This window comes from Tessaracoccus pujii (genome assembly GCF_055326215.1).
The window spans coordinates 153,757-180,480 of record NZ_JBUZNP010000007.1; the positions used below are offsets into that span (position 1 = coordinate 153,757).

A 26,724-nucleotide genomic window follows, 5' to 3' on the forward strand; every position below is an offset into this window, starting at 1 on the left:
CGTTCACGATGGAGAAAACAATGCGCACACCCCTTCTTTCCCTGGCCGCAACCCTCATCGCGGCCTCCTTCGCTCTGGCCGGCTGCGCCGGCACCTCAGAATCGCCGACGAGCACAACCGCCGCACCCTCGACCTCGGCCGCCGAGTCCACTCAGCCCGCGGCTGAAGCGGGTGGCACGATCGCCGTCATCACCCCTTCCCACTCCAACGCCTTCTTCAAGGCGGAGGCGGACGCTGCCGTCGCCAAGGCCGAGGAACTCGGCTACGAGACCACGTCCGACTCCCACGATGACGACCCGAACAAGCAGTCCGAGCTGATCGACTCCGCGATCTCGAACGGGGCCGTCGCGATCATCCTCGACAACGCCGGAGCCGACGTCACGATCGGGGCGGTGCAGAAGGCCGTGGATGCGGGCATTCCGGTCTTCCTCATCGACCGCGAGATCAACCAGACCGGGCTCGCGACCTCCCAGATCGTGGCAAACAACTCCCAGGGTGCGGCCTTGGTGGCCGAGGCCTTCGGCGCTGCGCTCGAGGGCAAGGGCACGTACGTCGAACTGAAGGGCCGCGAGACGGATACCAACGCGGCCGTCCGGTCCGAGGCCTTCCACAGCGTGCTCGACCAGTACACGGACATGGAGATGGTCGCGCAGGAGACCGCCAACTGGGATCAGCAGGAGGCCTTCTCGAAGGTCGAGACACTCCTGCAGCGCTACCCCGACCTGACCGGGATCATCGCAGCCAACGACACCATGGCTCTCGGCGCAGTGGCCGCTGTGGATGCGGCGGGTAAGGCTGATCAGATCACGATCGCCGGGTTCGACGGCGCCCCGGATGCGGTGCAGGCGATCAAGGACGGCAAGCTCCTGGCCACCGGCCTGCAGCCTGCTGTCGCGATCTCGGAGCTCGCTGTGGAGCAGGCAGACACCTTCATCCGCACCGGCGAGACCGGCCAGCCGGAGAAGCAGTCGATCGACTGCGTCCTGATCGACGCGTCGAATGCAGACCGCTACACGGTGTTCGCCCTCGAGTGACGACACACTGACGGGGTGGTGGTGATCGGTGATCATCGCCACCCCGTCACCGCTTCTGGCTGAGCGCCAACCACACCACCGGAAAGGCACACCTGTGATCCTCGCGGTCGATCAAGGAACCAGCAGCACCAAAGCCACCCTCTTCGACGCGACGGGCGCGGCGCTCGCGTCCGCTTCGGTCCCCTTGGGGCAGGCCCATCCGCGACCCGGCTGGGTCGAGCAGGATGCGACTGAGATCCTGGACGGAGTGCGGCAGGTCATCACGGAGATCGCGTCCGCCCATGAGGTGGCGGCGGTGGCGTTGAGTACGCAACGCGAGTCGGCTCTGGTGTGGGACCGGGCCACGGGCGAACCTGTCGGGCCCATGCTTGGATGGCAGGACCGGCGCACTGCGCACCGTGTCACCGAGCTGGCCGAGCATGCGGACAGAGTCCGCGCCATCAGTGGCCTGCCCTTGGATCCCATGTTCTCGGCACTCAAACTGCAGTGGCTTCTCGAAGCCGTGGACCCGGATCGCAGCCGGTCACGACGCGGTGAACTGGCGATCGGCACCGTCGACTCCTGGCTCGTCACCCGGCTGACGGGTGAACACCGGATCGAAGCGGGCAACGCGTCGCGGACCCAGCTTCTGGACCTGGCCACGGGCCAGTGGAGCGAAGAGCTGTGTGGCCTGTTCAACATTCCGCAGGAACTCCTGCCCCGGGTGGCCGCGTCGGACGAACCGAGCCGCGCGCTGGATGTGCTGCCCGGCAGCAGGATCCAGGCCGTCCTCGGGGACTCCCACGCCGCGCTGTACGGGCACGGGGTTCGGGGCCCCGGTGCCCTGAAGGCCACCTACGGGACCGGCTCGTCGGTCATGGGCCTGGTCGACGATGCGGCGAGCGTCCCACCGGGCCTGGTGGGGACGGTCGCGTGGCGACTGGGGAACCGGTCCGCCGTCGCCGTCGAAGGAAACATCCTGGCCAGTGGCGCCACCGTCGCGTGGCTGTCTCGTCTGCTGGGGCGCAGCGTCCAGGAACTCGCGACGCTCGCGCGAACAGCTCCCGAAGACCACGGCGTGGTGCTCGTACCCGCGGTCGCGGGGCTCGGCGCCCCCCATTGGGATCCCCATGCCCGCGCCGTGCTGGTGGGCTTCGACCTCGGCACAGATCCGGCGATCCTGGCACGGGCCGCTATGGAGGCCATCGCCCACCAGATCACGGATGTGGTCGACGCTGCCGAGTCCGCGGGGCCCATCGATGTCATCCTCGCCGACGGCGCACCGAGCGCCGACGACTTCCTCATGCAGCTGCAGGCGGATCTCGGAGGCCGCGCCGTCCAGCGGCCGAGCCATGCCGGGTTGTCTGCCCGTGGCGCTGCCCAGCTGGCGGCCGACACACTGGGAGTAGAGTTCGACAGCGTCCCGTCCGCGCGTTTCACGCCTCAGCGCGACAATGCTGCTGCTCGCGCCGAATGGGCCTCAGCACTGTCGCTTACCCGTCAGGAGCACTGATCGACATGTCAAGGGATGACGACGGCGTCGTGGCTCCGTCACTGCTGCAGAACGATCGCCTTCAACTCATCGTGAAGGTGGCCCGCCTCTATCACGAGGGAGGGCTACGCCAGCCGGAAATCGCCACCCGGCTCAATATGAGCCAGTCGCGGGTCTCGCGCCTCCTGAAGGAGGCAACGCAGGTGGGAGTGGTTCGTACGGTCGTTGTGGACCCCCCCGGTTCCTTCACCGAGGTGGAGGAACGCGTCCGCGACACGTACGGTCTCCGTGACGTCGTGGTCACCGGTGTCGACGACGACGAGTCGGGACTGCTGTCCGCGCTCGGTGCGGCAGGTGCCCGATACCTCGAGTCGACGATGCTGCCGACGGACCGCGTGGGGTTGAGTTCATGGTCCACTTCGCTCTTGGCAGTCGTCGACGCGATGTCGCCTCGGACCACCCGCTCGGCGAAGTCGATCGTGCAGCTCCTGGGAGGTGTCGGTGACCCCCGGGCGCAGGTGTCGGCAACCCGCCTGGCCGAACGACTGGCGCAGGTGACGGGCGGTGAGGTGAACTACTTCCCGGCCCCTGGAGTCGTGTCCTCCCCCCAAGTCCGGGACTCACTGATGGCCGACCCGCATATCGCTGCGGTCCGTGACTCGTGGGCCCATCTGACGATGGCTCTCGTGGGGATCGGAAACGTGCAGCCCTCGCCTCTGCTCGTCTCATCCGGCAACACCCTCTCCGCCACGGATCTCGCCGGACTCAGCGCCCAGGGAGCTGTGGGGGACGTGTGCCTGAACTTCTACGACGCTGCCGGCCAACAAGTCGACAACGACCTGCACGACAGGACCCTCGGGATCGATGCCGCGACCCTGAAGAAGATCCCCCGCCGGATAGGCGTGGCCGGGGGGCACAGCAAGTTCGCGGCGATCCGCGGGGCGCTCCTCGGTGGTTGGTGCGATGTGCTGATCACCGACGTCAATACGGCGCGGGCGCTGATCTCCTCCGGAACAACGCCCGGCTAGGCAGTAGGGCTGAGCCGCCGGTCTCCCGACGGGAGGTGAACGGGTGCGATGTCAGCGCGTTCCCAACTCCCCGGGGTCGTCTAGAAGGGAACCCCTGAGCGCAGTATCAGGTTGGCGTACGGGGTGCACTCGCCGGTGCGTATCACGAATGACGCCTCCCGCACCAGCCGCTTGAACTCCTCGTGCGGTACCCACTCGACATCGACCTCCAGGGTGCTCGCGAGGAGCGCCCCCACCTCGCCGGCCCGCGCTTCCTCGGCGGCGACAGCACCTTCCACCACCACCTCGGAGAGAACCGCTCCGAGCACGTCGGCGAACCGCGGGATCCCGAAGACCAGGCTCAGGTCGATCACGCGGACGCCGCCCGGGATGGGCAGTCCGCAGTCGGCGATGACGAAGGTGTCCGTGTGGCCGAGCCTCGCAATTGCCGAGGCCAGGTCGGGGTTGAGCAGGCCGGCACGTTTCATGGGATCTCCGGGAGTTGGGTATCTGGGCGGGGATAGGAGGACTGGGCGCCCTCGAACTGAACTGAGTAGGCGGCGAACCGTGCGGCGTAGCGCGCGGCCTCAACCAGCCCGACGCCCTCGGCCAGGCGTGCTGCGAGGGCGCCGGTGAATGCGTCCCCCGCGCCAACTGTGTCGACCGCATCGACACGGGGACTGGTGATGCGGTCGACGCCCTCCTTGCCGGCTATGAGCGCACCTTGGGCGCCCAGCGTCAGCACGACCGAGGCCACTCCCTGTGCGCGGAGAGCCAGAACCAGGTCCTGGGGCCCGCCTGTGTAGGATCCGCCCAGCTGAGCCAGGACAGCTTCTGCTTCGTGTTCGTTGACCACCAACGGGTCGGCTCGACGGATGACCGCTGGGTCGAGTTCGATGACGGGGGCAAGGTTGAGGAGCCAACGCCCGGACACCACATCCGAGACCGCACGCAATGCGTCGGCCGAGATCTCGCCCTGGGAAACCACCAGGCCGGCCTCTGCGATGAGCGGCGCCCATCGCCGGATCATCGCCGGATCAACCTGGGCATTGGCTCCAGACACCACGACCACGGTGTTCTCCCCGTCGGCGGAGACTGAAACCACGGCGAGGCCAGTAGGCCCGTCCACGCCGACGATGTGGCTGAGGTCGACCCCGGCCTCGCTCAGGAGGCGGAGCGCTGTGTGGCGGGAGTCGTCGGAGCCCACCGCCCCCAACAGTGTCGTTTGCGCACCGGCCAAGGCGGCGGCGCAGGCCTGGTTGGCGCCCTTGCCGCCGGGGGAGAGGTTGCCACCCTCGGCCAGGAGCGTTTCCCCCGGGATCGGGTGTCGGGCCAGCCGCAGGTGAAGGTCGACGTTGAGCGAACCGACGACAACAACGTTCATGCTCCTCAAGCCCCATTTCTCGTCAGTGATCGCAGGTCCCGCGACCCTGTGGCGGCGATTCGAGAGATCACTCGCTCTGGAGAGCCTAGTGGTCCCCCCCGCGCCTCAACACGTTCCTTCGGGGAAGCGGGCCGGGCCGCCCGCTGGGGAACTGCGTGACAACCTCACTATCTACGACGCCGCCTACGTTGCCCTCTCCGTAGCACTCCAAGCGCCCCTGGTCACCGGCGACAGGCGCCTCTCAAGATCCACCGGCCCACGCTGCGCCATCGAATGTCATCAAGACCCATCGCTGACGTCACGGTCATGCCGCCGCGCGGACGGATAAGTCGTCGGGTTCTGCATCGGCGCCGCGGTGGTGATGGCCGCTGTCATCGAGGGTGTCCGCGGTGGCGGGACGCCAGTGCGGGAGTCCACGCTCAGCGGGTGGAGCACGGGGTGCCACTGGGGGCGCGTTTCCGCGTCTGGAAGGTTCATCACCTGGAGGTGGGCGGTGGCCTTGTCCGCGGAGGAGTGCCGGTAGTGGTGGTGGCCTAGGACCGGGTTGAGCGTGGGGGGCGGCACTGGGGGACCGTCTCCGCGGTGGAGGCTCGGGTTGGATCCCGCGTCTGAGGTGGAGCGGCCCTCTAGCTCGACGGGACATGTCCCCACAACGAACGGGCTGACACTGTCGAGTCACGAACCGCCTGAACGCCCGAAACTGCCGCGCGGGGGGCAGAGCTGCCACGCGAGCCCGTGGGTCCGGGAAACAGGTCAAGCGGCGTCGTCTAGACCGCCGCTTGACGGTTGAAGCCACTCGCGAGCGGTGTTTGATCCGTTGATGAACTCGTCTCTTGTGTTCCCTAGAGGGATCGCGATGCCGCTGTCGTGGAGGAGGGTAAGCCCCGCGGCTCGAATCGGGCCTTGCAGAAGGGGGTACAGGTCCTTCTTGACCCAGTCGGGGGTCAACTCGGACGCGCGCTGCGAGTCGCGTCGGGGGCATGCGGTTCGGGACTCCCGCCGCCCTCCGCTGGCGACGGGACGCGTCGGGATTCGTCAGTCGGGGGGCCGCCGACGTCGGCCCCGCACCCTGTTTCACGCAGGATGGATCCGGGGGTGGTGGTCGTCTGGTACCTCCTCCAGTGTCACCCCAGGCTCTGCTGTTGGGAGACTTCCACGGTGCCCTGGCCGGTCACGGGCGTGGGGTCGGGGTTGCCGAACAGCACGGCAAAGACCAGGAAGACTGCGATGACGGCAGCGGCGGCGTGGGTGTTGACGGCGGCGAATGGTGAGGTCTTCATGATGTGTTCCTCCGGTGTGCGGGCATGGCGGGGCCAGGCCGGGTTGTGGGTGGTCTTGCTGCCCCGGCGGCGACCGGGGACGTGTGGGGCGGCGATCAGGCGGGGGTGTCGACGATCGCCTGGGTGAGTTGGTTCGCTACGAGGGTGACTTGCCTTGCGAGGTCCTCGATGGTTGCTGGGTTGATGCGCTGGATGGGGCCGCCTATCCCGATACAACCCACCGGCGGTCCGTCCTGACCTTCGAACACCGGCGCCGAGATCCCGCAGCCCCCGGTGTGGTTCTCCTCGCTGTCGACGGCGTAGCCGAGAGAGCGGACCGTCGCCAGGTGATCTCGAAGCAGGTCTGGATCGGTGATGGTGTGACCGGTGCGGGCGGGTAGCTGGACGGGTAGCGGGGCCAGCTCCCAGGCGAGCAGGCACTTGCCGACCGACGTGGAGTGGAGGGGCAGCAACCGGCCCTTCTCCAGCACGACACGCAGCGACTGGGCCGTCTCGATGGCGTCCACGACCAGAGCCTCGCCGTCCGCGGCCACCGCCCCGTGTGCGCATTCCCCGGTCAGGCCGACGAGTTCCTGCAGGAACGGCGAAGCGAGATGGCGAAAACGCCGCTGGGCGGTGGTGAGGCCGAACCGTGAACGCAGCGCCGGCCCGAGCCGGTAGCCTCGCCGGGAACGCGCGGGCGCGACGGCGAATCCTTCCTGGGCGAGCGTCCGCAGGATGCGCGAGGCAGTGCTCTTGTGGACCCCAAGCTCGTAGGAGACCTGCTGAACAGAAAGGCCACGGTGTTGCAGGGCGGGGTCACTCTCCAACTCGATGAGAAGACGGATGACACGCAGGCCGCGCTCAAGGCCGCTGCGTTCGATGCCCTGCTGACTCACCTCCAACCTCCCTCCAAGGCCCCTTGTTCCGATGACTCGAGGCTAGACATCGCGAAGCGTCCGCACAACCGGAACACGTGGATGCGTTGCGCACAATGCAACGCGGCACCCTCCCCGTCGCACAGTTTCCAGAGCGTTGCGTTCAGCGCAACTTCTCGCTGACATCACTCGGGTCGCCACCGCCGCGTTGGCCTCGGCCGGAATGTCTCCCTGGGAAACGGCGATGTCGGCGTCCCTGATGAGCGCAGCCCACTGTTCCACGTGCTGCACGGACACCTGCGCGCTTGCCCCGACACCACCACGACCGTGTTCTCGCCGTCGCTCGACACCGACACCACGGCGAGACCGGTGGGGTCTGGCGGCTTAAGGACGTGTTCGATGTCAACCCCCGCCTCGTTCAGTAGTCGCAGCGCCGTGTGCCGGGATTCGTCGGAGCCGACGGCGCCGAGCATGGTTGTCGGCGCGCGCGAGTGCGGCCCCGGCCTGATTGGCGCCCTTACCGAGGCGAGCGCCGACCTAAGCGTTGACATGGATGGGCCCTGGCGTATACTTGAATGTAAACCCAGGAATGAATGAATATGCATACTGGCGGAACGCCCGCCCGGACCTCATCGAAGGAGACGCAACATGACGACACCCGAGTTCGGAGCAGGCCTCTGGAACTTCGCCACCTACGTCGACCGGTACGCCACGGACGGCTATGGCGAACCGCGCGGCACGCTCGACCAGATCGACCTGGCCGCGCAGGTCGGCGACATCACGTGGGTCGACCTGAACTTCCCCTTCTCGCCCGGGGTGTCCGTCGCCGACGTGAAGGCCAAGCTGGCAGAGCACGGCATCAAGGCCATCGGCCTCACGCCGGACATCTACCTCCGTGAGCACTGCAAGGGCGCGTTCACCAACCCCGATCCCGCGAAACGCGCCTCGGCGATGGCGATCATGAACGACGCGGCCGACGCGGTGCGTGAGCTCGGCGCGAAGTACGTGAAGATCTGGCCGGGCCAGGACGGCTTCGACTACCCGTTCCAGGTCGACTACCGCGAGCTGAACCGCCTGGCGGTCGAGGGCATGCGTGAGTTGGCTTCCGGGCACCCGGACCTGAAGTTCGTCATCGAGTACAAGCCCCGCGAGCCCCGCACCCACATGTTCTGGAGTTCGGCGCCGAAGACGATCCTCGGCATCCAGCAGATGGGGGTGGACAACGTCGGCGTCCTACTCGACTTCGGCCACGCGATGTTCGGCGGCGAGCCGCCGGCCGAGGCCGCCCAGATGCTCATCGACCACGGCCTACTGTGGGGAATGGACGTCAACGACAACTACCGCGGCTGGGACGACGACATGATGGTCGGGTCCATCCACATGGTCGAGATCTTCGAGTTCTTCCACGTCCTCAAGGTCAACAACTGGGAGGGCGTGTGGAACCTGGACCAGTTCCCGTTCCGTGAGGACGCCGTCGAGAACGCCCAGCTGTCCATCCGATTTTTGAAGGCCATTCACCGCGCCCTTGAGACGCTCGACGAGGAGGGGCTGGCCGCGGCTCAGTCCAAGCAGGACGCGCTCGGTGCGCAGCGGATCATCCAGAACGCGCTGCTGAAGTCGATGGCGGTCGATCTGTGAGTGACACGAGCAAGTGGGACTTCGCCACGCCAGTGCTCGGACGGATCGCGAAGGACGCCGCCCGTGAGGACGTCGTCGCGCACCTGAAGGCCGCGGCGTACGAACTGCGGCGCAGGGACCCGATCATGATCGCCCATTCGGGCAACGGGCACATCGGCGGCGACTTCTCGATCGCGGACGTGCTGGTCACCCTCATGCTGCACGAGCTGAACCTGGACCCGACGGAGCCGCTCGCGCCGGAGCGGGACCGCCTGGTGTTGTCCAAGGGGCACACCGCCGGCGCGTTGTACATCGCGATGGCGCTGGCGGGGTACTTCCCCGTCGATGAGCTGATGACGTTCATGGACCCGGAGTCCCGGCTCAACGGTCACCCGAACCGCACCTACATCCCTGGGATCGAGGCCAACACCGGGCCGCTGGGGCACGGGTTACCGATCGCGGTGGGGACCGCGCTGGCCGCGAAGCTCGACGGCTCTCCCCGTCGCACGGTGGTGCTGCTGGGCGACGGCGAGTTGCAGGAGGGCTCCAACTGGGAGGCCATGATGACGGCGTCGCACTACAAGTTGGAGAACCTCGTCGCGGTCGTGGACCGCAACCACCTCCAGCAGGGCGCCACGGTCGCCGACACCATGGACCTCGAACCGCTGGCCGACAAGCTCCGCGCGTTCGGGTTCACGGTCCGGGAGATGGACGCGCACAACTTCGACGAGATCCTCGACGCGTTCGGGCAGGCCCCTGAGCCTGGCAAGCCGACCTTCATCATTTCCCACTCCCACAAGGGTCATCCGATCTCCTTCATGAGCGACAACGTCGCCTGGCACCACCACGTGCCCACCGAGGCCGAGATCGACGGCATCCTGGCCGAACTGGAGGCAGCCAAGTGAGCACGCAGACCTACGATTGCCGCGAGGCCTACTCGAGCACACTCCTCGAGCTCGCCAGGAACGACCGCAACGTGATCGTCGTCGTCAACGACTCCGTCGGCTCCTCGAAGCTGGACACGTTCAAGAAGGAACTGCCGGCTCAGATGATCAACGTCGGCATCGCTGAGCAGGACATGGTCGGAACGGCCGCCGGCCTGGAGAACGGCGGCAAGGTGCCGTTCGTGTCCGGGGCCGGGTGCTTCCTGAGCGCCCGCGCGACCGAACAGATCAAGGCCGATCTCGCCTACAGCCGGCGGCACGTCGTGCTGTGCGCCCAGAGCCCGGGCGTCGCGTACGGCGCACTCGGCGCCACGCACCACTCCATCGAGGATGTCGCGTGGATGAGGGTTCTGCCGCATATGACCGTGCTGGTCCCGGCGGACCCGATCGAGACCGAGCAGGCAATTCGCTGGGCCTACCGCCACGACGGCCCGGTCTACATCCGGGTCTCCCGCATGAAGGTGCCCGCCGTCCATCCCGACGACTACACCTTCGCCCCCGGCAAGGCTGTCGTCCTGCGTGAGGGGTCAGACGTCACGATCGCCGCCAACGGCACCGTGCTCCATCGGGCTCTCGCTGCGGCCGAACTGCTGGCCGCACAGGGCATCCAGGCCCGGGTCCTGTCCGTCGCGTCCGTCAAGCCGCTCGACGAGGATGCGATCATTGCCGCGGCCAGGGAGACCGGTGGCATCGTCACGGTCGAGGAGGGTCTCGCCAGCGGCGGTCTCGGCGGCGCCGTCGCCGAGACGGTCGCGCGGAACCACCCCGTGCGCGTCGCGATGCTGGGCCTGCCCGACACCTTCGCCCCCACCGGATCCGCTGAGTGGATCCTGGACCACTTCGGCATCAATCCCGAAGGCATCGCGCGGACTGCCGCCAGCCTTCGCAGGTAGCAGCCATGCGGGGATTCATCGTCGGGGGATCGTCTGAGCCCACTGGGTGAGTCCCCGCCCCGGTGGGCGTCGACCGTCCCATCCCGCCGCCGCACTCCTGCCCTGACACACAGACACACCAGTGAGGACCACCATGACGTGGAAGATCGGAACATACCCCTGGCTCGATGACCTGAGCCCCGAACCCCCGGCGATTCGCGTGATCGTCGACAACGACTTCGCCGGGGATCCCGACGACTTCATGCAGCTCGCCCACCACATCCTCAACCCGGGGGCGGAGATCGTCGGCATCGTCGCCTCCCACCTGCGCCCGATGGATCCCTTCACGGACGCCAAGGAAACCGCACTGCAGGCGCGGCTGGACGTGGAGCGGATGGCTGCGGTCATGGACCTGGATCTCGACGGCCGGCTGGTCACCGGGTCCGAGGTGTCGATGCCCGACCCCGGCACGCCCGTGACGAGCGACGGGGTGGACCTCATCATCCGCGAGGCGGGCCGTGAGGACCCTCGGCCGCTGTTCGTGGTGTGCGGCGGGGGGCTCACGGACGTGGCCAGCGCCCTGGTCGCCGAGCCGGGGATCGCGTCACGGCTCACGGTGGTGTGGATCGGCGGGCCGGAGTACCCGGACACCACCGAGCCTGTCCCCGGCAACCCGGTGGAGTACAACCTGAGCATCGACATCCCGGCCGCCCAGGCGCTGTTCGCGTCGGAGGTCGAGCTGTGGCAGGTGCCGCGCGACGTGTACCGCCAGTGCCTGATCAGCGACGCGGAACTCCGCACGCGGATCCGTCCCGTCGGGCGCCTCGGTCAGTTCCTCTACGACGAGCTCCGTCGCGCCGAGCGGTGGGTCTCCGAGATCTTCGGCGTCCGCCGGGCGACCTACGTCATCGGCGACAGCCCCCTGGTGAGCCTGACCTCCCTGCAGACCGTGTTCGAGACCACCCCGGCGTCGTCACAGTTCCAGACCCGCCCCGCCGTCCAGTTGGGCGACGACGGTTACCCCACCGGGTTCGGTGGCCGCGACATCCGCGTCTTCTCGACGGCCGACATGCGGCTGATCGTCGAGGACCTGGTGGCGTGCCTGACGGAATTCGAGGCGTGGCGGGCGTCCGGATCCGACTGACGCGGTGGTGTGGCCCGCCAGATCGGGACCCGCGGGGCTGGCGTGTGACCTCGCCATCGTCGACAATCGAGCAGTAGAGACCGTCGTCAAGGAGCATCATGTCCGACCAGCCCGGATTCCGTCCGCCCGAGTCCCAACCGCCACCCAACTACCAGGGCACGCCGGAGCCGTACACCCAGCCGAGCCAGGGCCAGCCGGGCTACGAGCCGGAGCCCACCTATGGTCAGACCGAACGCATGCCCACGTACCCGCAGAGCGCCCACGATGCCTACGCGCAGCCCAGCTACGGTGAGCTGCCGCGCGACGGCGGCTTCGGCACCGGCACCGGCACCGGCTATGCGCAGCCGTCGCCCTACGGTGCGGAGTACGGCCAGCAGCAGAACCCGTACGGGAACGCCTACGGTCAGGAGCCGTACGGCCAGCCCGCACCCCAGCCCTACGGCGCGGTCGGCTACGGACAACCGTACGGACAGCCGGGCTACGGTTACGGCCAGCCGGAGCACCCCAGCGCCACCACCATCCTGGTGCTGGGCATCCTCGGTTTCTTCGTGCCCGTCGTGCCGTTCGTCGCCTGGTACATGGGGGGACAGATCAAGAGGCAGATCGACGCGGGCGCCCCGTACCAGTGGGAGGGCCAGTTGAAGATCGGCTACCTGATCGGCAAGATCCTGGGCATCATCCAGATCGTCTCCGTGGTGCTGATCGTCCTCTGGTTCGTCCTCCTCTTCGGTTTCGCGGCCACGATGTACTGAAAGTCCCAACGCGCGCAGAGGGCGGGGAGACCAGTGGTCGCCCCGCCCTCTGCGTCGGTTGGTCCGCTCAGTCGTCGCCCTCGTCGACGACAACCTCAGGCGAGCGGAGGAGGTGCACCAGGGAGGCGGCGAGCCCGCCCCACAGCGTCAGCATGGCGACGATCATCATGATCAGTGCGGTGGTGGTCATTTCGCCATGATCTCCTCGTACTTGGTGTCGAGCGCGTCCTCGTCGACATGGGTGATGGTGGAACGCCTCCACGGGGTGAAGGCCAGGGCCACCGCGGCCACGATGAGCAGCGCCGCCATGCCCCAGCCGAAGACGGCCAGCATGCCCAGCGGGTAGCCACCGTAGGGGGTCGTCAGCTTCGTGACCACCTCGTTGATGAGGATGTAGCCCAGCACCACCGGCACCACGACGCCGATGAGAACCAGCCACACCTTGCCGAACCTGACGCTCGAGACGCGGTCCACATGGCGCTGCAGCAGCGGAAGCCTCCGCAACACCCAGGCGATGGCGACCACCATCGCGAAGGCGCCCATGAGGATGCCGAACTTGTTGATGAACTCATCGGTGATGTCCAGGAAGTACAGGCCCGTGGTGGTGGGCAGGAGCAGCATGGACACCAGCGCCATCGGCACCCCGACGGCCAGGGTGGCCTGCACCCGGCCGAGGTCCAGCTTGTCCTGGATGGCCGCCACGACCACCTCGACGATCGAGATCATCGACGTGAAGCCGGCGAACACCAACGAGGCGAAGAACAGGGCGCCCAGGATGGGGCCGATGCCCGTCGACGACACGATGCTCGGGAACGCGATGAACGCCAGGCCGATGCCGCCGGCGGCGACGTCCTCCATGGGCTGGCCCGTGGCCTGCATGAGGAAGCCGAGCGCGGAGAACACGCCGATGCCGGCGAGCAGTTCGAAGCCGGAGTTCGCGAACGCCACGACGAGGCCGGACCCGGCCAGGTTGGTGCGGCGGCGCAGGTACGACGAATAGGTGATCATGATGCCGAAGCCCACCGAGAGCGAGAAGAAGATCTGGCCGTAGGCAGCGGCCCACACGCCAGGCTCCAGGAGCGCCTCCCAGTTGGGCGTGAAGAAGGCGTTGAGCCCGTCCATGGCACCCGGCAGGGTGACGGCCTGGATGACCAGCACCAGGAACATGACAAGCAGGAGCGGGATCATGATGACGTTGGCGCGGGCGATGCCACGCTTGACGCCCAGCGCGATGACGCCGATCGTGAGGATCCAGACCACGGCCATCGGGATCGCGATCTGCGGCACGAAGTCGAAGCTCACCCCCGGCGTCTCGGCCACCTGCAGGAACTCGCCCATGAGGAAGCCGGCCGGGTCGTCGCCCCAGGCCTCGGTGAAGCTGAAGAAGAAGTACATGGCCGCCCACGCGAGGATCGCGGCGTAGTACACAGCGATGACGAAGCACACGAGCACCTGCCACCAGCCCAACGCCTCCGTCCACTTCTTGCCGGCGCGGCGCAGCGCCAGCGGGGGCGCGGAGCGGTAGCGGTGGCCGAGCGCGTAGTCGAAGAACAGCAGCGGGATGCCGGCGCTCAGCAGTGCGACCAGGTAGGGGATGACGAAGGCGCCGCCGCCGTTGGTGTAGGCCACGTACGGAAATCGCCAGATGTTGCCGAGGCCGACGGCGGAGCCGATCGCGGCCAGGATGAAGACATTGCGCGAACTGAACACTTCACGTTTCACGAGGGTGGGTTCGGACATGTGCCCTCCCTTCAGGGAGTGGGGGAACTGACCCGCGTAGCGTAGTCCACACGTGCCCCCGGCAACGGGTGGGCGAGCATTTGGGCCACCGTGTCGTGCGCGTGCGGCAGGGCTATAGTCCGCTCACCGCTCTGCGCACGCTCAGCGGACGAAGACCGGATGGTCCTTTGTGGAGCGCGCCTCGTCGTAGGTGTAGCCGTCACCGTCGAAGTCGACGAGCCGGCCCGGGGTGCGCACCCTGCCGCGGACGAGCCAGGCGGCCATGGTGCCGCGGGCGCGCTTGGCGTGGAAGCTGACCACCCGCGGCTCACCGTGCGGGTCCCTGTCCTCGAACCGGGGGCTGATCACGCGGGCGCCGAGGCGCTCCGCGTCGACGACACCGAAGTACTCCTGCGAGGCCAGGTTGACGAGCACCTGGGCGCCGGGGGACTCGCCGAGGTCCCGGCGCAGCAGGTCCGTGACCTGGCCGCCCCACCAGTCGTACAGCGAGCGGCCCCGCTCGGTCTGCAGCCGGGTGCCCATCTCGAGGCGGTGGGGTTGGATGAGGTCGAGGGGGCGCAGCAGACCGTAGAGCCCGGAGAGGATGCGGAGGCTCTTCTGCGCCTCGGTGAAGTCCCGCTCGCCGAAGGTCTTGGCGGCCAGGCCCTGGTAGACGTCGCCGTTGAAGGCGAGCAGCGCGGGCCGCGACGTCCGGGTGGTGTGCTCGCGCTGGAAGTCGACGTACCTGGTGGCGTTGAGGTGCGCCAGGTCGTCGGAGATGTGCATGAGCGCCGCGATGTCCGCCGGAGACTTCTGCCGCATGACGCCGATGAGGTCAGCCGCGTCGTCGAGGAGGCGCGGCTCCGAGTGCTTCCGCGTGGGCAACGGGGTGTCGAAATCCAGGGACTTCGCCGGTGACAGCACAGTGAGCATGGCGTCGAGTGTAGTCGCGGGCGCCCCCGGAGCACCTTGTCGACGAGCTCAACAGCCGTCGGGCCGCGCCGGGGGCCTGAGGTTGCGGGGTGTCAGGCGTCCTGGGAGTTGCTCGAGATGCCGGGCCGGCCGTCGTGGATGATCTTGCCCGGGTTGAGGTTCCGGCCGGGGTCCACGCCGTCGAACAGTGCCCGTTGGATGGACACACCGGCGGGGGAGATGTCCTGGTCCATCCAGGGGCTGTGCTCCTCTCCCACGCCGTGATGGTGCGAGACGGTGCCGTGGTTGTCCATGAACGACTGCTGCAGGACGCGCTTGGCGTGATCGTAGGTGGCCATCGCCTTGTCCGACTTGTCGGCGATCGCGAACGTGAAGTACTGGCACGCACCCGAGTGGTACGAGTGGCTCAGGTGGCAGAACACCACCCCCCGGACGCCGATCTCGTCCATCGCGCGGTAGAACGCGGCCACCGTGTTGGTGTGGATCTGCTCGACGTACTTCCACGGCGTCGTCGTCTCCGAGACGTCCGCCACCAGCCCCCTGTCCAGCATGAAGTCGCGGATGTAGGGGGTGTCGTACTTCTTCTGGTCGTACAGCGAGCCCGGGCCCTTGCCCACGCCCATGCCGCCGTGCTTGCGCACGATCTTGCCCACGAGACCCTTCTCGTACCTGACGTGCGTGGTAGATCCCTCGAAGCCGACGAAGCTCATGGCGATCTGCTCGAGGTCCCAGCCCTTCTGGAGCATGATCTTCTGGATGGCCTTGCTGCTCAGCGACCCGAGCCGGCTCGACTTCTTGCCGTTGGCCATGATGTATTGCGTCTCCAACGCGTCCGACACCCGCGCCATCATGACCGCCGCGTCGGACTCCACGATCTCCTGGCAGGCGCGCAGCCCGTCCTCGTAGGTGGGGAAGAAGTAGGCCTGCAGCTCGCGGATCTCCGGGATGCGGTGCACGTTGACCCACGCCGAGGTGATGATGCCGAGGCGGCCTTCGGAGCCGAGCACCATCTCCCGAACGCTCGGGCCCGATGACGTGGAGGGCAGCGGGCGCAGCGTGAGGACCTGGCCGGGCATCACCATGGTGAGTCCGCGGCAGATGTCGGCGATGTCGCCGTACTTGTCCGACTGCATGCCTGAGGACCGCGTGGCGATCCAGCCGCCGAGGGTGGACCAGACGAACGAATCGGGGTGGTGGCCCATGGTCCAGCCGCGGGCCTTGAGCTGGTCCTCCATGTCCGGGCCGAACACGCCGGCTTCGATGTGGGCGAGCCCGGAGATCTCGTCGATCTCCAGCACCTTGCGCATCCGGCCGAGGTTGACCGAGACCACCTGACGGTGCTCGCCCGGCTCCGCCTCCAGCGCCGCGACGATGTTGGAGCCGCCGCCGAAGGGGATGACGACGCCGTCTGCCGCGACCACCGCGTCGACGAGGCGCTCCACCTCGCGCTGGGTGCCCGGATAGAGCACCACGTCCGGCACCCGCTCCAGCTGGCCCGCACGGACGCGCATGAGGTCACGGACCCCCTTGCCGAAGGCGTGCACGACGCGGGTCTCGTCGTCGGTCTGGACGTACCGCTCCCCGAGGATCGCGACGAGCTCGGACCGGAGGGAGTCGCTCAGCCGGGTGGCGGGAACCTCGAGCGAGGAGAACGGCGGAATGGGCTCCGTGGGGGCTGTGATGTCCACGCCCACCAGCCTCTTCACGAACGGCGCGAACTTGGGCTTGTCCTCGTGGTGGTATGCCTTGCCCTCTTCGCCCCAGCCCCACCACTTCTGCTGCTTGACGCCCTCGATCATCGATCCTCCTGCTTATCTGCCTGTTCCTTGGCGTCTTCAACCAAGGCGGCTATCTGGGTCTTCTGGGCCAGTTCGATGGCCTCGGTCCGCGCGTACTCGGCGAGGGTTTTCCTGCCGTAGGCGCGCGCGGTGGTGTCGTGGAGTTCCAGCACCTGGCGGCGCATCCGCTCGTTGAACTCGTGCGCGATCTCCCCGGGGTACGCAGCCATGGGGCGTCCGAACACGATGTGGACCTCTGGCCGGCCCTTCGGCAGGTGCTTCTGCCGGGACGGCCACGCGTCGTACGCTCCGACGAGGGCGACAGGCAGCGCCGGGACGCCGCGCGAGATGCACAGCGATGCCACACCGGGGAGGAAGGGCGCCATGGCGCCCGTGCGGGAGCGTGTGCCCTCGGGGAACAGCAGGATGGGCACGCCCTCGTCGAGCAGCTGCGCCGACATGCCGCGCTTGCCCTTGCCCCCCTTGCCGCGGTCGATGGCAAAGGCGTTCATGAAGAGCGACATCGAGGCGGCCTTGACCCAGTTGTCGAAGAAGAAGTCACCCGCGGCGCCGGTGGCGACGAACTTGGACAGGCGCGCCGGCATGGAGCTCAGGATCAGTGGGGCGTCGAGGTGGGAGGAGTGGTTGCCGAAGACGACGAACGCGCCCTCCAGGCCGTCCATGTTGGCCACGCCGTGCACGTGGATCCGGAGCAGGCGCAGCAGTGCGGGCTTGAGCAGCAGTATCTGGGCGGTCTGCCGCGTCGTGGCCTGGATCCGCGAGGTGTACCTGGTGTTCGGGTCGAGGTCCTTGGCCACCTCAGTGCCTCTTCCGCGACGCACTCAGCTTGCGCGAGAACCAGCGCGTGAGGGAACGCGGCCCGTGCACGGCCAGGGCGTTGGCGATCTTCCACATGAGGGTGGGCACGGAGACGAAACGCCCCTTCTCGGCGTCCTTGAGGGCGCCCCGCACCAGGGTGTCGGCGTCGATCCAGACGATGCTGGGCAGCGAACTGGCCTTGATGCCGGCGCGCTCGTGGAACTCGGTGCGCACCCATCCAGGGCACAGTGCGGTGGAGGTCACGCCGGTGCCGGTCAGCTCCAGCGCCAGGGCCTGCGAGTAGGTGGTGCACCAGGCCTTCACGGCGGAGTAGTTGCCGGTGAAGATGGTGCCTGCCGTGGACGACACATTGATGATCCGCCCGTGCCCACGCGACCGCATGGCGCGCGCAGCGGCGCCCCCGAGGATCAGCACCGCCAGGCACATCACGTCGAGGGCCTTGGCGTGCAGGTCGATGTCGTTCTTGTCCAGCAGCGTGGTGTGCAGGCCGAACCCGGCGTTGTTGATCAGCATGTCGACGGGGCGGGCGGGATCCTCGACACGGTCCGCCACGCGGAGCACGTCCTCGCGGACGGCCAGATCCGCCGTGATGACCTCCACCTCCACCCGGTGCTCTGCCCGCAGTTCCGCCGCGACGGCCTCCAGTCGGTCGGCGTCCCGGGCCACGAGGATCAGGTTGGTTCCGCGGCCGGCGAGTTCACGCGCGAACGCGAGTCCGATGCCTGAGGTTCCACCCGTGATCAGTGCTGAAGCCATGGGTATTAAGGTACGCCACCGGAGGAGGTCGCCGCGATGTCGACGGCGGCTACGCAGCCCCGTTAGTGGTGTTTCCACAGCCCACACCTCCGGCGTTTGTAGTGCTGTCACAAGGACGACGCCCCCGGCGCATGGCTGGGGGCGTCGTCATGGGGTGCGCGCGGCCTCAGGCCGAGGCGATCACAGCGACCGTCTCGCGGGCCATCGCCAACTCCTCGTTGGTCGGCACGACGAGCACGCGGACCGCCGATGCCGGTGTGGAGATCTCGCGGGGCTCGCGGGACCGCACCAGGTTGGCCTGCACGTCCAGCTCGAACCCGAGCCCCGCTAGGCGGTCGACGACGAGGCGGCGCACGTGAGCCGCGTTCTCGCCCACACCGGCGGTGAACACCAGGGCGTCACACCCGCCGAGGACTGCCATGTAGGCCCCGATGTAGCTGATGAGCCGGTGGACGTAGACGTCCAGCGCGAGCCGGGAGCGCTCGTCGCCGGCCTCGATCTGGGCCGCGACGTCGCGCATGTCGGTGTAGCCGCACATGCCGCCCATGCCGGAGCGCTTGTTGAGGAGGTCGTCGATCTCCTCGTGGGTCATGCCGTTGCGCGCGAGGTAGGTGTGGAGACCGGGATCCACGTCCCCGGAGCGCGTGCCCATCACGAGGCCCTGCAGCGGCGTGAGCCCCATGGAGGTGTCCACCGCGATGCCGCCGTCGACGGCGGAGATCGACGCCCCGTTGCCGAGGTGGCACACGATGATCCTGGTCTCCGCGATGGGGCGGCCCAGGAAGGTCGCGGCCTCCTTGGACACGAAGCTGTGTGAGGTGCCGTGGAAGCCGTACTTCCGCACGCCGAAGCGCGTCGCCGTGTCGTAGTCGATGGCGTAGGTGTAGGCGGCGGCCGGGAGGGTGGAGAAGAACGCGGTGTCGAAGATGGCCACGTGGGGGACGTCCGGCAGGACCTCCTGGGCGGCACGGATGCCCGCGACGGCCGGGGGGTTGTGCAGCGGCGCGAGGCCGGACAGCTCCTCGAGCTGGGCCACGACGTCGTCGTCGATGAGGGTGGAGTGCACGAGCTTCGAGCCGCCGTGCACGACGCGATGGCCCACGGCCGTCACGTCGGCCAGGTCTGGTCCGTGGGCCCGGAACATGGCCACGACGGCCGCGACGGCCTCCGTGTGGTTCGCGAACGGCCGCTCGTCGTGGTACTCGGCCTCGCCGACCTCGTGCGTGATGGTGGACACCGGCTGCCCGATGCGTTGCACGATGCCGAGGGCCTGCGGCGCTCCGACGTCGGGATCCAGGAGCTGGTACTTGATGGACGACGAGCCGCAGTTGAGCAGGAGGATCGGCTGGGACATGACGCCCTTTCTGGGTCAGACCGCTTGGGCCTGGATGGCTGTGATGGTGATGGTGGAGACGATGTCGTCGACGAGCGCGCCGCGGGACAGGTCGTTGACGGGCTTGCGCAGCCCCTGGAGCATGGGGCCGATGGCGACGGCGCCGGAGGTGCGCTGCACTGCCTTGTAGGTGTTGTTGCCGGTGTTGAGGTCCGGGAAGATGAACACGGTGGCGCGGCCGGCCACCTCCGAGTTCGGCATCTTCTTCTTCGCCACCACCTCGTCGACGGCCGCGTCGAACTGGATGGGGCCCTCCACCTTGATGTGGGGCGCCCGCTCGCGGACCAGGCGGGTGGCCTCGCGGACCTTGTCCACTTCCGCGCCGGAGCCGGAGTCTCCCGTGGAGTACGACAGCATCGCCACGCGCGGCTCGATGCCGAAGCTTTCCGCGGTCTTGGCCGACGAGATGGCGATGTCGGCCAACTGGTCCGCGGTGGGGTCCGGGTTGACGGCGCAGTCCGCGTAGACGAGCACACGGTCGCTCATGCACATGAGGAACGAGCCCGAGACCACTGCGACGCCCGGCTCCGTCTTGATGAACTCCAGCGACGGGCGGATGGTGTTGGCGGTGGTGTTGATGGCGCCGGAGACCATGCCGTCGGCCATCCCGAAGTGGACCATCATGGTGGCGAAGTAGGAGAGGTCCTTGAGCGTCTCGCGGGCCTTCTCGATGCTGACGCCCTTGTGGGCGCGCAGGCGGGCGTACTCCTCGGCGAACTTCTCCACCAGCGCCGGATCATCCGGATTGACGACGGCGGCCTCGGCCAGGTTGAGGCCGAGCTCCGAGGCGCGGCGGCTGATCTTCGCCGAGTCGCCCAGGAGGATGATGTCGGCCACGGAGCGTTGCAGCACGACGGCGGCCGCGGTGAGGACCCTGTCGTCTGCCGATTCGGGCAACACGATGCGCTGCTTCTGGGCGCGCGCCATCTGCATGATCTGGTGCTCGAACATGGTGGGAGTGCGGATCTCGGTGCGCGGAAGGTCGATGGCGGCCAGGAGCGCCGCCTCGTCGACATGGCGTGAGAACAGGGCGCGCGAGACCTCGATCTTCCGCGGCGAGCTGGTGGAGGTGCCCTGCACGCTCTGCAGCCGCACGGCGGTGGGGAACGTGTCGCCCTTGGTGACGGCGATGGGCAGATCGATCTCCGAATCGGCGAACAGCTTCGACACCGATTCCGGCACCTCGAACCCGCCGGTGAGGATGAGCGCCGCGAGAGGACCGTAGTCCGGCGAGCGGTGCGCCATCACCAGGCCGGGCAGCAGGTCCAGCCGGTCCGCGGGGAGGATGACGGTGGCCTCGCGCTTCAGACGGGGCAACAGGTTCGGCAGCGTCATACCGGCGACGAGCGTGTGCAGTGACTCGAGCGCACGGAACTCCGGCTTGCCCAGCCACTGGGTGGCGTCGACGGCGTCGAACTGGGCGCCCACGAGCGGCGCGGTGAGCACCGGATCCTCAGGCAGCACCGAGATGGCCACATCGCGGACGGCGCGCATCGCCTCGCGGAGGGCCTCGGCATCCGCCGCCTCCGCGTGGGTGACCATGATGGCGATGACCGTGTTGTGCTTGGCCTCGTACGCCTCGATGGCGGACTCGGCGGCTCGCGCCACCTGTTCGACGGTGCGGCCGAGGGCCTTGCACACGTAGAGCACGGGGGCGTTGAGGTTGGCGGCGATGAGGGCGTTGTGCCCCAGCTCGGAGGGGGTTTCGATGTCCTCGTAGTCTGAGCCGAGCACCACGACGGCGTCGTGGGTCTGGGCCAGCGCGCTGTACTTCGCCACGATGGTGTCGATCGCCTCGCCGGTGTTGGCCGCGTACTCCGCGTAGGTGACGCCGACGGCGTCGTCGAACGTGCCGGAGACGCCCTTCTGCGAGAGGAGGGCTTCGGTGACCGCGTCCGACTCCGTGGAGTGCACGAGTGGACGGAAGACGCCGATGGAGCGCACCTGGCGCGCGAACAGGTCGATGAGGCCGAGGGCGATCGACGACTTACTGACCTGCCGCTCCGATGAGGCAATGTAAACGCTTTTCGTCACGAAGCCCACCTTATCGCCCTTTCGCGGGGACGTCGGTCCTGTCCCCTGCCGCTGGTCAGACCTGGGCATCGGCTCACGGGGATGCGACGAGGGGGCCCGCGCCCTCATGGAACGGACCCCCTCGTGGGTCATGGCCGGACTACTTCACGGGGACCAACAGGGCCTCGCTGCCGGCCGGGTTGTCGTAGGACACCACCATGAAGCCCTTCGGCTTGTGCGAGGAGAAGACTCCCCGGTCGAGTGTGACGGGAACGGAGACCGTCGCGTCAGGTGCGACCTCTACGTAGGAACCGTCGGTCAATGCCTTCGAGGCGGGGTCGTACGTCGCCCTGCCCGCGAACTGGTCCCAGTCGGCGTCACCGTAGAAGGACGCCGCACTGAATCGGAAGGCCCCCTTGAGGCCGAGGGCGCTCGCCCTGACCGGCAGCAGCACGGTGCTGGAGTCGGTCGGTGAGCCGGCGTAGAAGCCGGCGGCGGAGAGCGCCCGGGTCTTGAAGTTGTAGACGAAGACCTCGTTCACACCGTTGTGGGCGCCCGCCCGGATCGCCCCGGAGTCGTAGCTGAACACGGCGATGTCATCCTTGCCGTCTCTGTTCGTGTCCAGCAGGACGTCGAACTCGATGCTTGCGGCGTTGCTGAACCGGTCGTGTGTCGACACGGCGAACACGAGCAGCGTGTCGTTGCCCTCCAAGGGGAAGGACTGGACGCCGGCGGCCTGCAGGTCGAACCCGCCCTGGACCTCCTGGTCATCGGCGTCCTCGAGCCCCCAGGTGTAGAAGTCGGCATCGCCCGCGATCACAGCGTCCGCATTGGTCAGGACCACGTTCGCGGAGGTGTTCGGGGCCTTGAGGCTGGGCTTGAGCTCTGCCGTGACGTTCGTCGACGGCCTAGGCACCAGCAGCGTGCCGACCGACAGGGTGTCGTCATCACTGGTCAGCACCACATTGCCCGACACCTCGCGGAACTTGTGCTGGCCGCTGCCGGTCAGGCTCGACGGAATGGCGGCGGCCTCGACGTCGAGGGTCACATCGACCGTGGCGCGTCCACCGGCCGGCACGGTGATCGAGGAGTGGTCGAATGTGACGGTCGCGGACAGCGACTGAGCCGACGGCTGATACGCCACTGAGTAGGTGCGCTCAGCGGTTCCCGTGTTCACCACGGTGACCGTCCTGGTGGCGGTGAAGTCCCTGGCCAGCTCGGCGAACCCGAAGCTCAGCGTGGACTCGCGGTAAGGTGCGTCGCCGTCGACGACGGCGTCTCCGTAGGCGAACACGTCGGCCTCCACCAAAGCCTTGGCGTCCACCAGACCGCCGCCGGTCGTCACGCGGTAGTTCAGGATCTCAGCCGGCCTGGCCGTGGTGACGAGGGCCGCGGAGACGTCCTGACCGGTCCAGTCCGGATGGGCCTGCACGCCCAGCGCCGCGACACCCGCGACATGCGGTGCCGCCATCGAGGTGCCGGACATGATGGCGAAGCCGGTGCCTGAACCCACGGCCGCGGAGGCGATGGACACACCCGGAGCGGTGACGGTGGGCTTCAGGGCCGAGTCGTTCGAACGCGGGCCACCGGAGGTGAAGGAGGCGTAGCGCTCGTAACCGGGGTTGGCCAGGGTCTTGGGGGCCATCGTGAGCGTCTCGCCGTCCACGAGCTTGGCGCCGTCGGCCTTCCGGACGCCGAGGAAGGGGATGGTCACGTTCGCGGGCGTGCCGTCGTCCGGGTTCTCCGTGATGGGGCCCTCGTACGGCGGAAGCGAGTCATCCGAGTTGACCATGACCACGGCCTCGAAGCCGGCGGCCTGCCCGTGGATGGCGCGCGCCACCCGAGCGCAGGTGCCGCGGAACGACACGGCGACGTGGGGGCCGGTGCCCGTCGACCCTGCGAGCGCCGCGACGAAGTCCTCGGGTTTGCAGCCCAGGGACTCGTTGTAGTCCGTCGTCGCCGCATCATCCTTCAGGACGACGATCTCGAAATCATCGCCGGGGAGCGGGGCGTCGTTGGCATTGATCGCCTCCACCTCCGTGTCACCGCCGATGGTGAGGGTGGCGCCGGGGAAGCTCTCGGTGGAGTCGCCGGCGGCGACGCTGATCACGCCGTCGGCCGCACCCGGGGATCCGGTCAGGTAGGGGTTGTGGCCGGAGTTGCCTGCCGAGGCGACCACGACGATGCCCGCGGCGGCCGCGTTGGAGGACGCGACAGCGGTGGGGTCGTCGTTGGTGCCGTAGCTGGCGCCCAGCGACATGTTGATGACGTCCATGTCGTTGTCGACGGCCCAGTCGATGGCCTCGACGGTGACGTCGGTGGAACCCTCGCAGCCGAAGACGCGCAGCGCGTAGAGGTCCACCTGGGGCGCCACGCCGGGGCCGACGAGGAAGTCCGTCCCGGAGGTGGTGGAGTCGTAGGGTCCGGCGTAGGCCTCTCCCTCGGCAGTGACGCCGCCGCCGCCGGTGGTGCCGGCGACGTGGGTGCCGTGTCCCTGGCAGTCCAGCGGGTTCGTGTCGGGCTTGAGGACTGGAGAGTCGTCGTTGGCGTCGTAGTTGTCGCCGACGAAGTCCCACCCGCCCTTGACCCGTGGCGCCTCGGGGCCGAAGAGGAGGGGGTCTGCCTCGAGGTGGGAGGCGGCGTCCGCGGCGGCAAATGCTTCCTTGGTGCCCGGGCCGCCGAAGGTGGCGTGCGTGTAGTCGATGCCGGTGTCGATGATCGCGACCTTGACTCCCTCGCCGGTGAAGCCGTTGTCCTCCCACACCTGGTCCACGCCGAGGTACGGCACCGACGTGGCGTTGGTGGGCTCGTAGACCTGCACGCTGTGCACCGCCTTGACGCCGGGGAGACCCTCCAGCGTCGCGACGTCCTTTCGGGCCAGCCGCACCTTGATGCCGTTGTACGCGGACTGGACCTGGGAGGTCACCTGCCCGCCGAGCCTCTCGATGGCGGGCTTGAGCGAGTCCTGTTCCGCCTTGCGGGCGGCCTTGAGCGAGTCCTTCTGGGTCCGGGTGAGTTGCCCCCGGTTGGTGGCGTCGACGACGGCCACCGGCTCCGTCTGCATCTCCACCATGACCGTCACCTTCGCGGCGCCGTCGGCCGACGCCGGCACGAAGCTGGAGGAGATGCGGCCGCCGTCGGTGCGTTCGAAGCGGTCGAGTGGATCCTGGGCCTGTTCCGCGTGGGCCGCGACGGGCGCGGTCATGGCCAGGAGAGCGGAGAGGGCTACGGCGCCGGCTCGCTTCATATGTTCTGCCGATCACTAGCCTCGATCGTTCATGGCGTGTGGGCGACCTGTGCCGTAAATGAGCCAGAGTGCCTTCTGACTACGGGATACTTGGAGTTGCGAAGCTCAAAAGACCCATAGCGGAAGGCACTCGGCAAGTGAAGGATACTGCGTGGTCGTCGGGGTTGTCAGTCACAGGTGACGGGACCGGGGTGGTCGCCCACGCAGGCAGCATCGGGCTTCGCTTGTTGGCTGACCGGGTCGGGCTGACCGGTGGTCTCTCGACAGCGATGGCCAGGCGCGGTTTCGTCCCCTCGGTCCATGACCGCGGCCAGGTGCTGACCGATGTCGCGGTGCTGCTCGCCGACGGCGGTGAGGCGATCTCCGACATCGACGTCCTGCGTCACCAATCCCAAGTGCTGGGGCCGGTCGCCTCAGCTCCGACGGTGTGGCGGGCGCTGGATGAGGTCACGGACGCCAGGCGTAGGAAGATCGCCACGGCCCGGGCCCGTGTCCGGCGCCACGTCTGGGCCCAGCTGACAGGCGCTGGCGGAGTTCCGGCCTCTCGGGTCGCTGGCACCGATCTCGGCAGCACCGTGGTGTTGGATGTCGATGCCACGATCGTGGTCACGCATTCGGAGAAGGAACTCGCGTCGCCGACGTTCAAACGAACCTTCGGGTATCACCCGATCGGTGTGTGGTGCGACAACACGCACGAGTTCCTCGCCGCCGCGCTGCGAACCGGTCGGGCGGGGTCGAACACCGCCGTGGATCACATTCAGGTCCTGGGCGAGGCGATCACCCAGATCCCGATGCCGTATCGCCGCAACCTGTTGATCCGCTGTGACGGGGCCGGCGCCTCCCACCAGTTGCTGGACTGGCTCCATGCGCAAGGCCAAGTCAGAGGCCGGATCTTGCACTACAGCGTGGGGTTCACCATCGGCGAGAACGTGCGCGATGCGATCACGCAGTTGCCGGTCGGGTCATGGTCTCCGGCGCTGAAGGCCGATGGTGAGGTTCGAGAGGGCGGGGAGGTCGCCGAGGTCACAGGACTGCTCAATCTCGATGGTTGGCCGGCGGGGATGCGGGTGATCCTGCGCCGGGAACGCCCGCATCCGGGGGCGCAGTTGTCGCTGTTTGAAGAGGCCGACGGGTGGCGGTATCAAGCGTTTGCCACCAACACAGCCGCGGGGCAGTTGCAGTTCCTTGAGGCCCGGCATCGGGCGCATGCCCGGGTTGAGGACCGGATCCGTCACGCCAAGGACTCGGGCTTGGGACGTTTCCCGTCGCGCGAGTTCAGCATCAACCAGACCTGGCTGACCCTGACGATGATCGCCGCCGACCTGGTCGCCTGGTTCAAGATGCTGGCCCTCGACGGTGACCTCGCCAAGGCCGAACCCAAGGCACTCAGGTATCGGCTGCTGCACGTCCCGGCCCGACTGGTCCACGGCGCCCGGCGGCGACGGCTGCGCCTCCCGAAGAGCTGGCCCTGGGTTGAGCACCTCGTGGCCGCGTTCGCCCGGATCGCCGCGATCCCACCAGCCTGACCCCAACCGACCGCCACTACCCGAGGAAACCTGGAGAACCGCCGCCCGGCAGCGTCAGCCGGCCAACAGTCACGCCCTCAACCGGCCCAGTGTTCAAATCGGGCTCCGACAGCCCAGCTGACAGCTCTCAAGCCGCCTCATGAAAGAGGGAGGCTAG

23 protein-coding genes are annotated in these 26,724 nt (G+C 68.0%); 9 read left to right on the forward strand and 14 right to left on the reverse strand.

Going from position 1 to position 26,724, the window contains the following annotated elements; genetic code table 11:
- The first annotated feature begins 20 nt into the window (after positions 1 to 20).
- The 3 genes from ACZK5N_RS11375 (at position 21) to ACZK5N_RS11385 (ending at position 3,533) form a co-directional block, all read left to right on the forward strand.
- Entirely contained in the window at positions 21 to 1,034 is a 1,014-nt protein-coding gene (locus tag ACZK5N_RS11375; RefSeq protein WP_463624968.1) for a D-ribose ABC transporter substrate-binding protein, read from the forward strand.
- A gap of 94 nt (positions 1,035 to 1,128) precedes the next feature.
- Entirely contained in the window at positions 1,129 to 2,526 is a 1,398-nt protein-coding gene (locus ACZK5N_RS11380; RefSeq protein ID WP_459018569.1) for an FGGY-family carbohydrate kinase, read from the forward strand.
- 5 nt (positions 2,527 to 2,531) lie between these two features.
- A complete protein-coding gene (locus tag ACZK5N_RS11385; RefSeq protein WP_463624969.1) occupies positions 2,532 to 3,533 on the forward strand; it encodes a sugar-binding transcriptional regulator in 1,002 nt (333 codons plus the stop codon).
- Between the two features lie 80 nt (positions 3,534 to 3,613).
- Here ACZK5N_RS11385 and rbsD read toward each other — a convergent pair whose 3' ends face one another.
- The 5 genes from rbsD to ACZK5N_RS11410 form a co-directional block, all read right to left on the reverse strand.
- The gene (gene rbsD / locus ACZK5N_RS11390) at positions 3,614 to 4,000 is read right to left on the reverse strand and encodes a D-ribose pyranase (protein WP_463624970.1); all 387 of its coding nucleotides are present in this window, start codon (positions 3,998 to 4,000) and stop codon (positions 3,614 to 3,616) included.
- Positions 3,997 to 4,896, reverse strand: a complete 900-nt coding sequence (locus ACZK5N_RS11395; protein ID WP_463624971.1) for a ribokinase — start codon at positions 4,894 to 4,896, stop codon at positions 3,997 to 3,999. The genes rbsD and ACZK5N_RS11395 overlap by 4 nt, the downstream gene beginning before the upstream one ends.
- A 1,124-nt stretch (positions 4,897 to 6,020) precedes the next feature.
- A complete protein-coding gene (locus ACZK5N_RS11400) occupies positions 6,021 to 6,176 on the reverse strand; it encodes a hypothetical protein (RefSeq protein ID WP_463624972.1) in 156 nt (51 codons plus the stop codon).
- A 95-nt stretch (positions 6,177 to 6,271) separates the two neighbouring features.
- Positions 6,272 to 7,054 (reverse strand): IclR family transcriptional regulator, encoded by a 783-nt coding sequence (locus tag ACZK5N_RS11405; RefSeq protein WP_463624973.1) that lies wholly within the window; start codon positions 7,052 to 7,054, stop codon positions 6,272 to 6,274.
- Between the two features lie 164 nt (positions 7,055 to 7,218).
- Complete coding sequence (locus tag ACZK5N_RS11410) at positions 7,219 to 7,638, reverse strand: PfkB family carbohydrate kinase (RefSeq protein WP_463624974.1); 420 nt, start codon at positions 7,636 to 7,638, stop codon at positions 7,219 to 7,221.
- 43 nt (positions 7,639 to 7,681) lie between these two features.
- On the opposite strand from ACZK5N_RS11410, the gene ACZK5N_RS11415 reads away from it, so the two are divergent.
- The 5 genes from ACZK5N_RS11415 (at position 7,682) to ACZK5N_RS11435 (ending at position 12,362) form a co-directional block, all read left to right on the forward strand.
- Positions 7,682 to 8,671: a TIM barrel protein gene (locus tag ACZK5N_RS11415; RefSeq protein WP_463624975.1), complete on the forward strand. Its 990-nt coding sequence runs from the start codon at positions 7,682 to 7,684 to the stop codon at positions 8,669 to 8,671.
- Positions 8,668 to 9,555, forward strand: a complete 888-nt coding sequence (locus tag ACZK5N_RS11420) for a transketolase (protein ID WP_463624976.1) — start codon at positions 8,668 to 8,670, stop codon at positions 9,553 to 9,555. Before ACZK5N_RS11415 ends, ACZK5N_RS11420 begins: the two co-directional genes overlap by 4 nt.
- A complete protein-coding gene (locus tag ACZK5N_RS11425) occupies positions 9,552 to 10,487 on the forward strand; it encodes a transketolase family protein (protein ID WP_459018578.1) in 936 nt (311 codons plus the stop codon). The genes ACZK5N_RS11420 and ACZK5N_RS11425 overlap by 4 nt, the downstream gene beginning before the upstream one ends.
- Positions 10,488 to 10,620: 133 nt before the next feature.
- Entirely contained in the window at positions 10,621 to 11,610 is a 990-nt protein-coding gene (locus tag ACZK5N_RS11430) for a nucleoside hydrolase (protein ID WP_459018579.1), read from the forward strand.
- Positions 11,611 to 11,708: 98 nt separating this feature from the next.
- On the forward strand, positions 11,709 to 12,362 hold the full coding sequence (locus ACZK5N_RS11435; RefSeq protein WP_463624977.1) for a hypothetical protein: 654 nt from the start codon (positions 11,709 to 11,711) through the stop codon (positions 12,360 to 12,362).
- 67 nt (positions 12,363 to 12,429) lie between these two features.
- Here ACZK5N_RS11435 and ACZK5N_RS11440 read toward each other — a convergent pair whose 3' ends face one another.
- From ACZK5N_RS11440 to ACZK5N_RS11480, 9 genes are all read right to left on the reverse strand, one after another.
- The gene (locus ACZK5N_RS11440; protein WP_459018581.1) at positions 12,430 to 12,552 is read right to left on the reverse strand and encodes a methionine/alanine import family NSS transporter small subunit; all 123 of its coding nucleotides are present in this window, start codon (positions 12,550 to 12,552) and stop codon (positions 12,430 to 12,432) included.
- The gene (locus ACZK5N_RS11445) at positions 12,549 to 14,102 is read right to left on the reverse strand and encodes a sodium-dependent transporter (RefSeq protein ID WP_459018582.1); all 1,554 of its coding nucleotides are present in this window, start codon (positions 14,100 to 14,102) and stop codon (positions 12,549 to 12,551) included. The genes ACZK5N_RS11440 and ACZK5N_RS11445 overlap by 4 nt, the downstream gene beginning before the upstream one ends.
- 141 nt (positions 14,103 to 14,243) lie before the next feature.
- Positions 14,244 to 15,014: a peroxide stress protein YaaA gene (gene yaaA, locus ACZK5N_RS11450; RefSeq protein WP_463624978.1), complete on the reverse strand. Its 771-nt coding sequence runs from the start codon at positions 15,012 to 15,014 to the stop codon at positions 14,244 to 14,246.
- Between the two features lie 92 nt (positions 15,015 to 15,106).
- The gene (locus ACZK5N_RS11455) at positions 15,107 to 16,813 is read right to left on the reverse strand and encodes an FAD-binding oxidoreductase (protein ID WP_463624979.1); all 1,707 of its coding nucleotides are present in this window, start codon (positions 16,811 to 16,813) and stop codon (positions 15,107 to 15,109) included.
- Positions 16,810 to 17,610, reverse strand: coding sequence for a lysophospholipid acyltransferase family protein (locus tag ACZK5N_RS11460; protein ID WP_459018585.1), 801 nt, complete (start codon positions 17,608 to 17,610; stop codon positions 16,810 to 16,812). Before ACZK5N_RS11460 ends, ACZK5N_RS11455 begins: the two co-directional genes overlap by 4 nt.
- A gap of 1 nt (position 17,611) precedes the next feature.
- On the reverse strand, positions 17,612 to 18,388 hold the full coding sequence (locus ACZK5N_RS11465) for an SDR family NAD(P)-dependent oxidoreductase (protein ID WP_459018586.1): 777 nt from the start codon (positions 18,386 to 18,388) through the stop codon (positions 17,612 to 17,614).
- A 166-nt stretch (positions 18,389 to 18,554) separates the two neighbouring features.
- A complete protein-coding gene (locus ACZK5N_RS11470) occupies positions 18,555 to 19,742 on the reverse strand; it encodes an acetate kinase (protein WP_463624980.1) in 1,188 nt (395 codons plus the stop codon).
- Positions 19,743 to 19,757: 15 nt separating this feature from the next.
- A complete protein-coding gene (pta, locus tag ACZK5N_RS11475; RefSeq protein ID WP_463624981.1) occupies positions 19,758 to 21,815 on the reverse strand; it encodes a phosphate acetyltransferase in 2,058 nt (685 codons plus the stop codon).
- Positions 21,816 to 21,954: 139 nt separating this feature from the next.
- On the reverse strand, positions 21,955 to 25,041 hold the full coding sequence (locus tag ACZK5N_RS11480; RefSeq protein WP_463624982.1) for a S8 family peptidase: 3,087 nt from the start codon (positions 25,039 to 25,041) through the stop codon (positions 21,955 to 21,957).
- A 116-nt stretch (positions 25,042 to 25,157) separates the two neighbouring features.
- Here ACZK5N_RS11480 and ACZK5N_RS11485 point away from each other — a divergent pair, with 116 nt between their 5' ends.
- Complete coding sequence (locus ACZK5N_RS11485; protein WP_459020375.1) at positions 25,158 to 26,567, forward strand: IS1380 family transposase; 1,410 nt, start codon at positions 25,158 to 25,160, stop codon at positions 26,565 to 26,567.
- Positions 26,568 to 26,724: the final 157 nt, after the last annotated feature.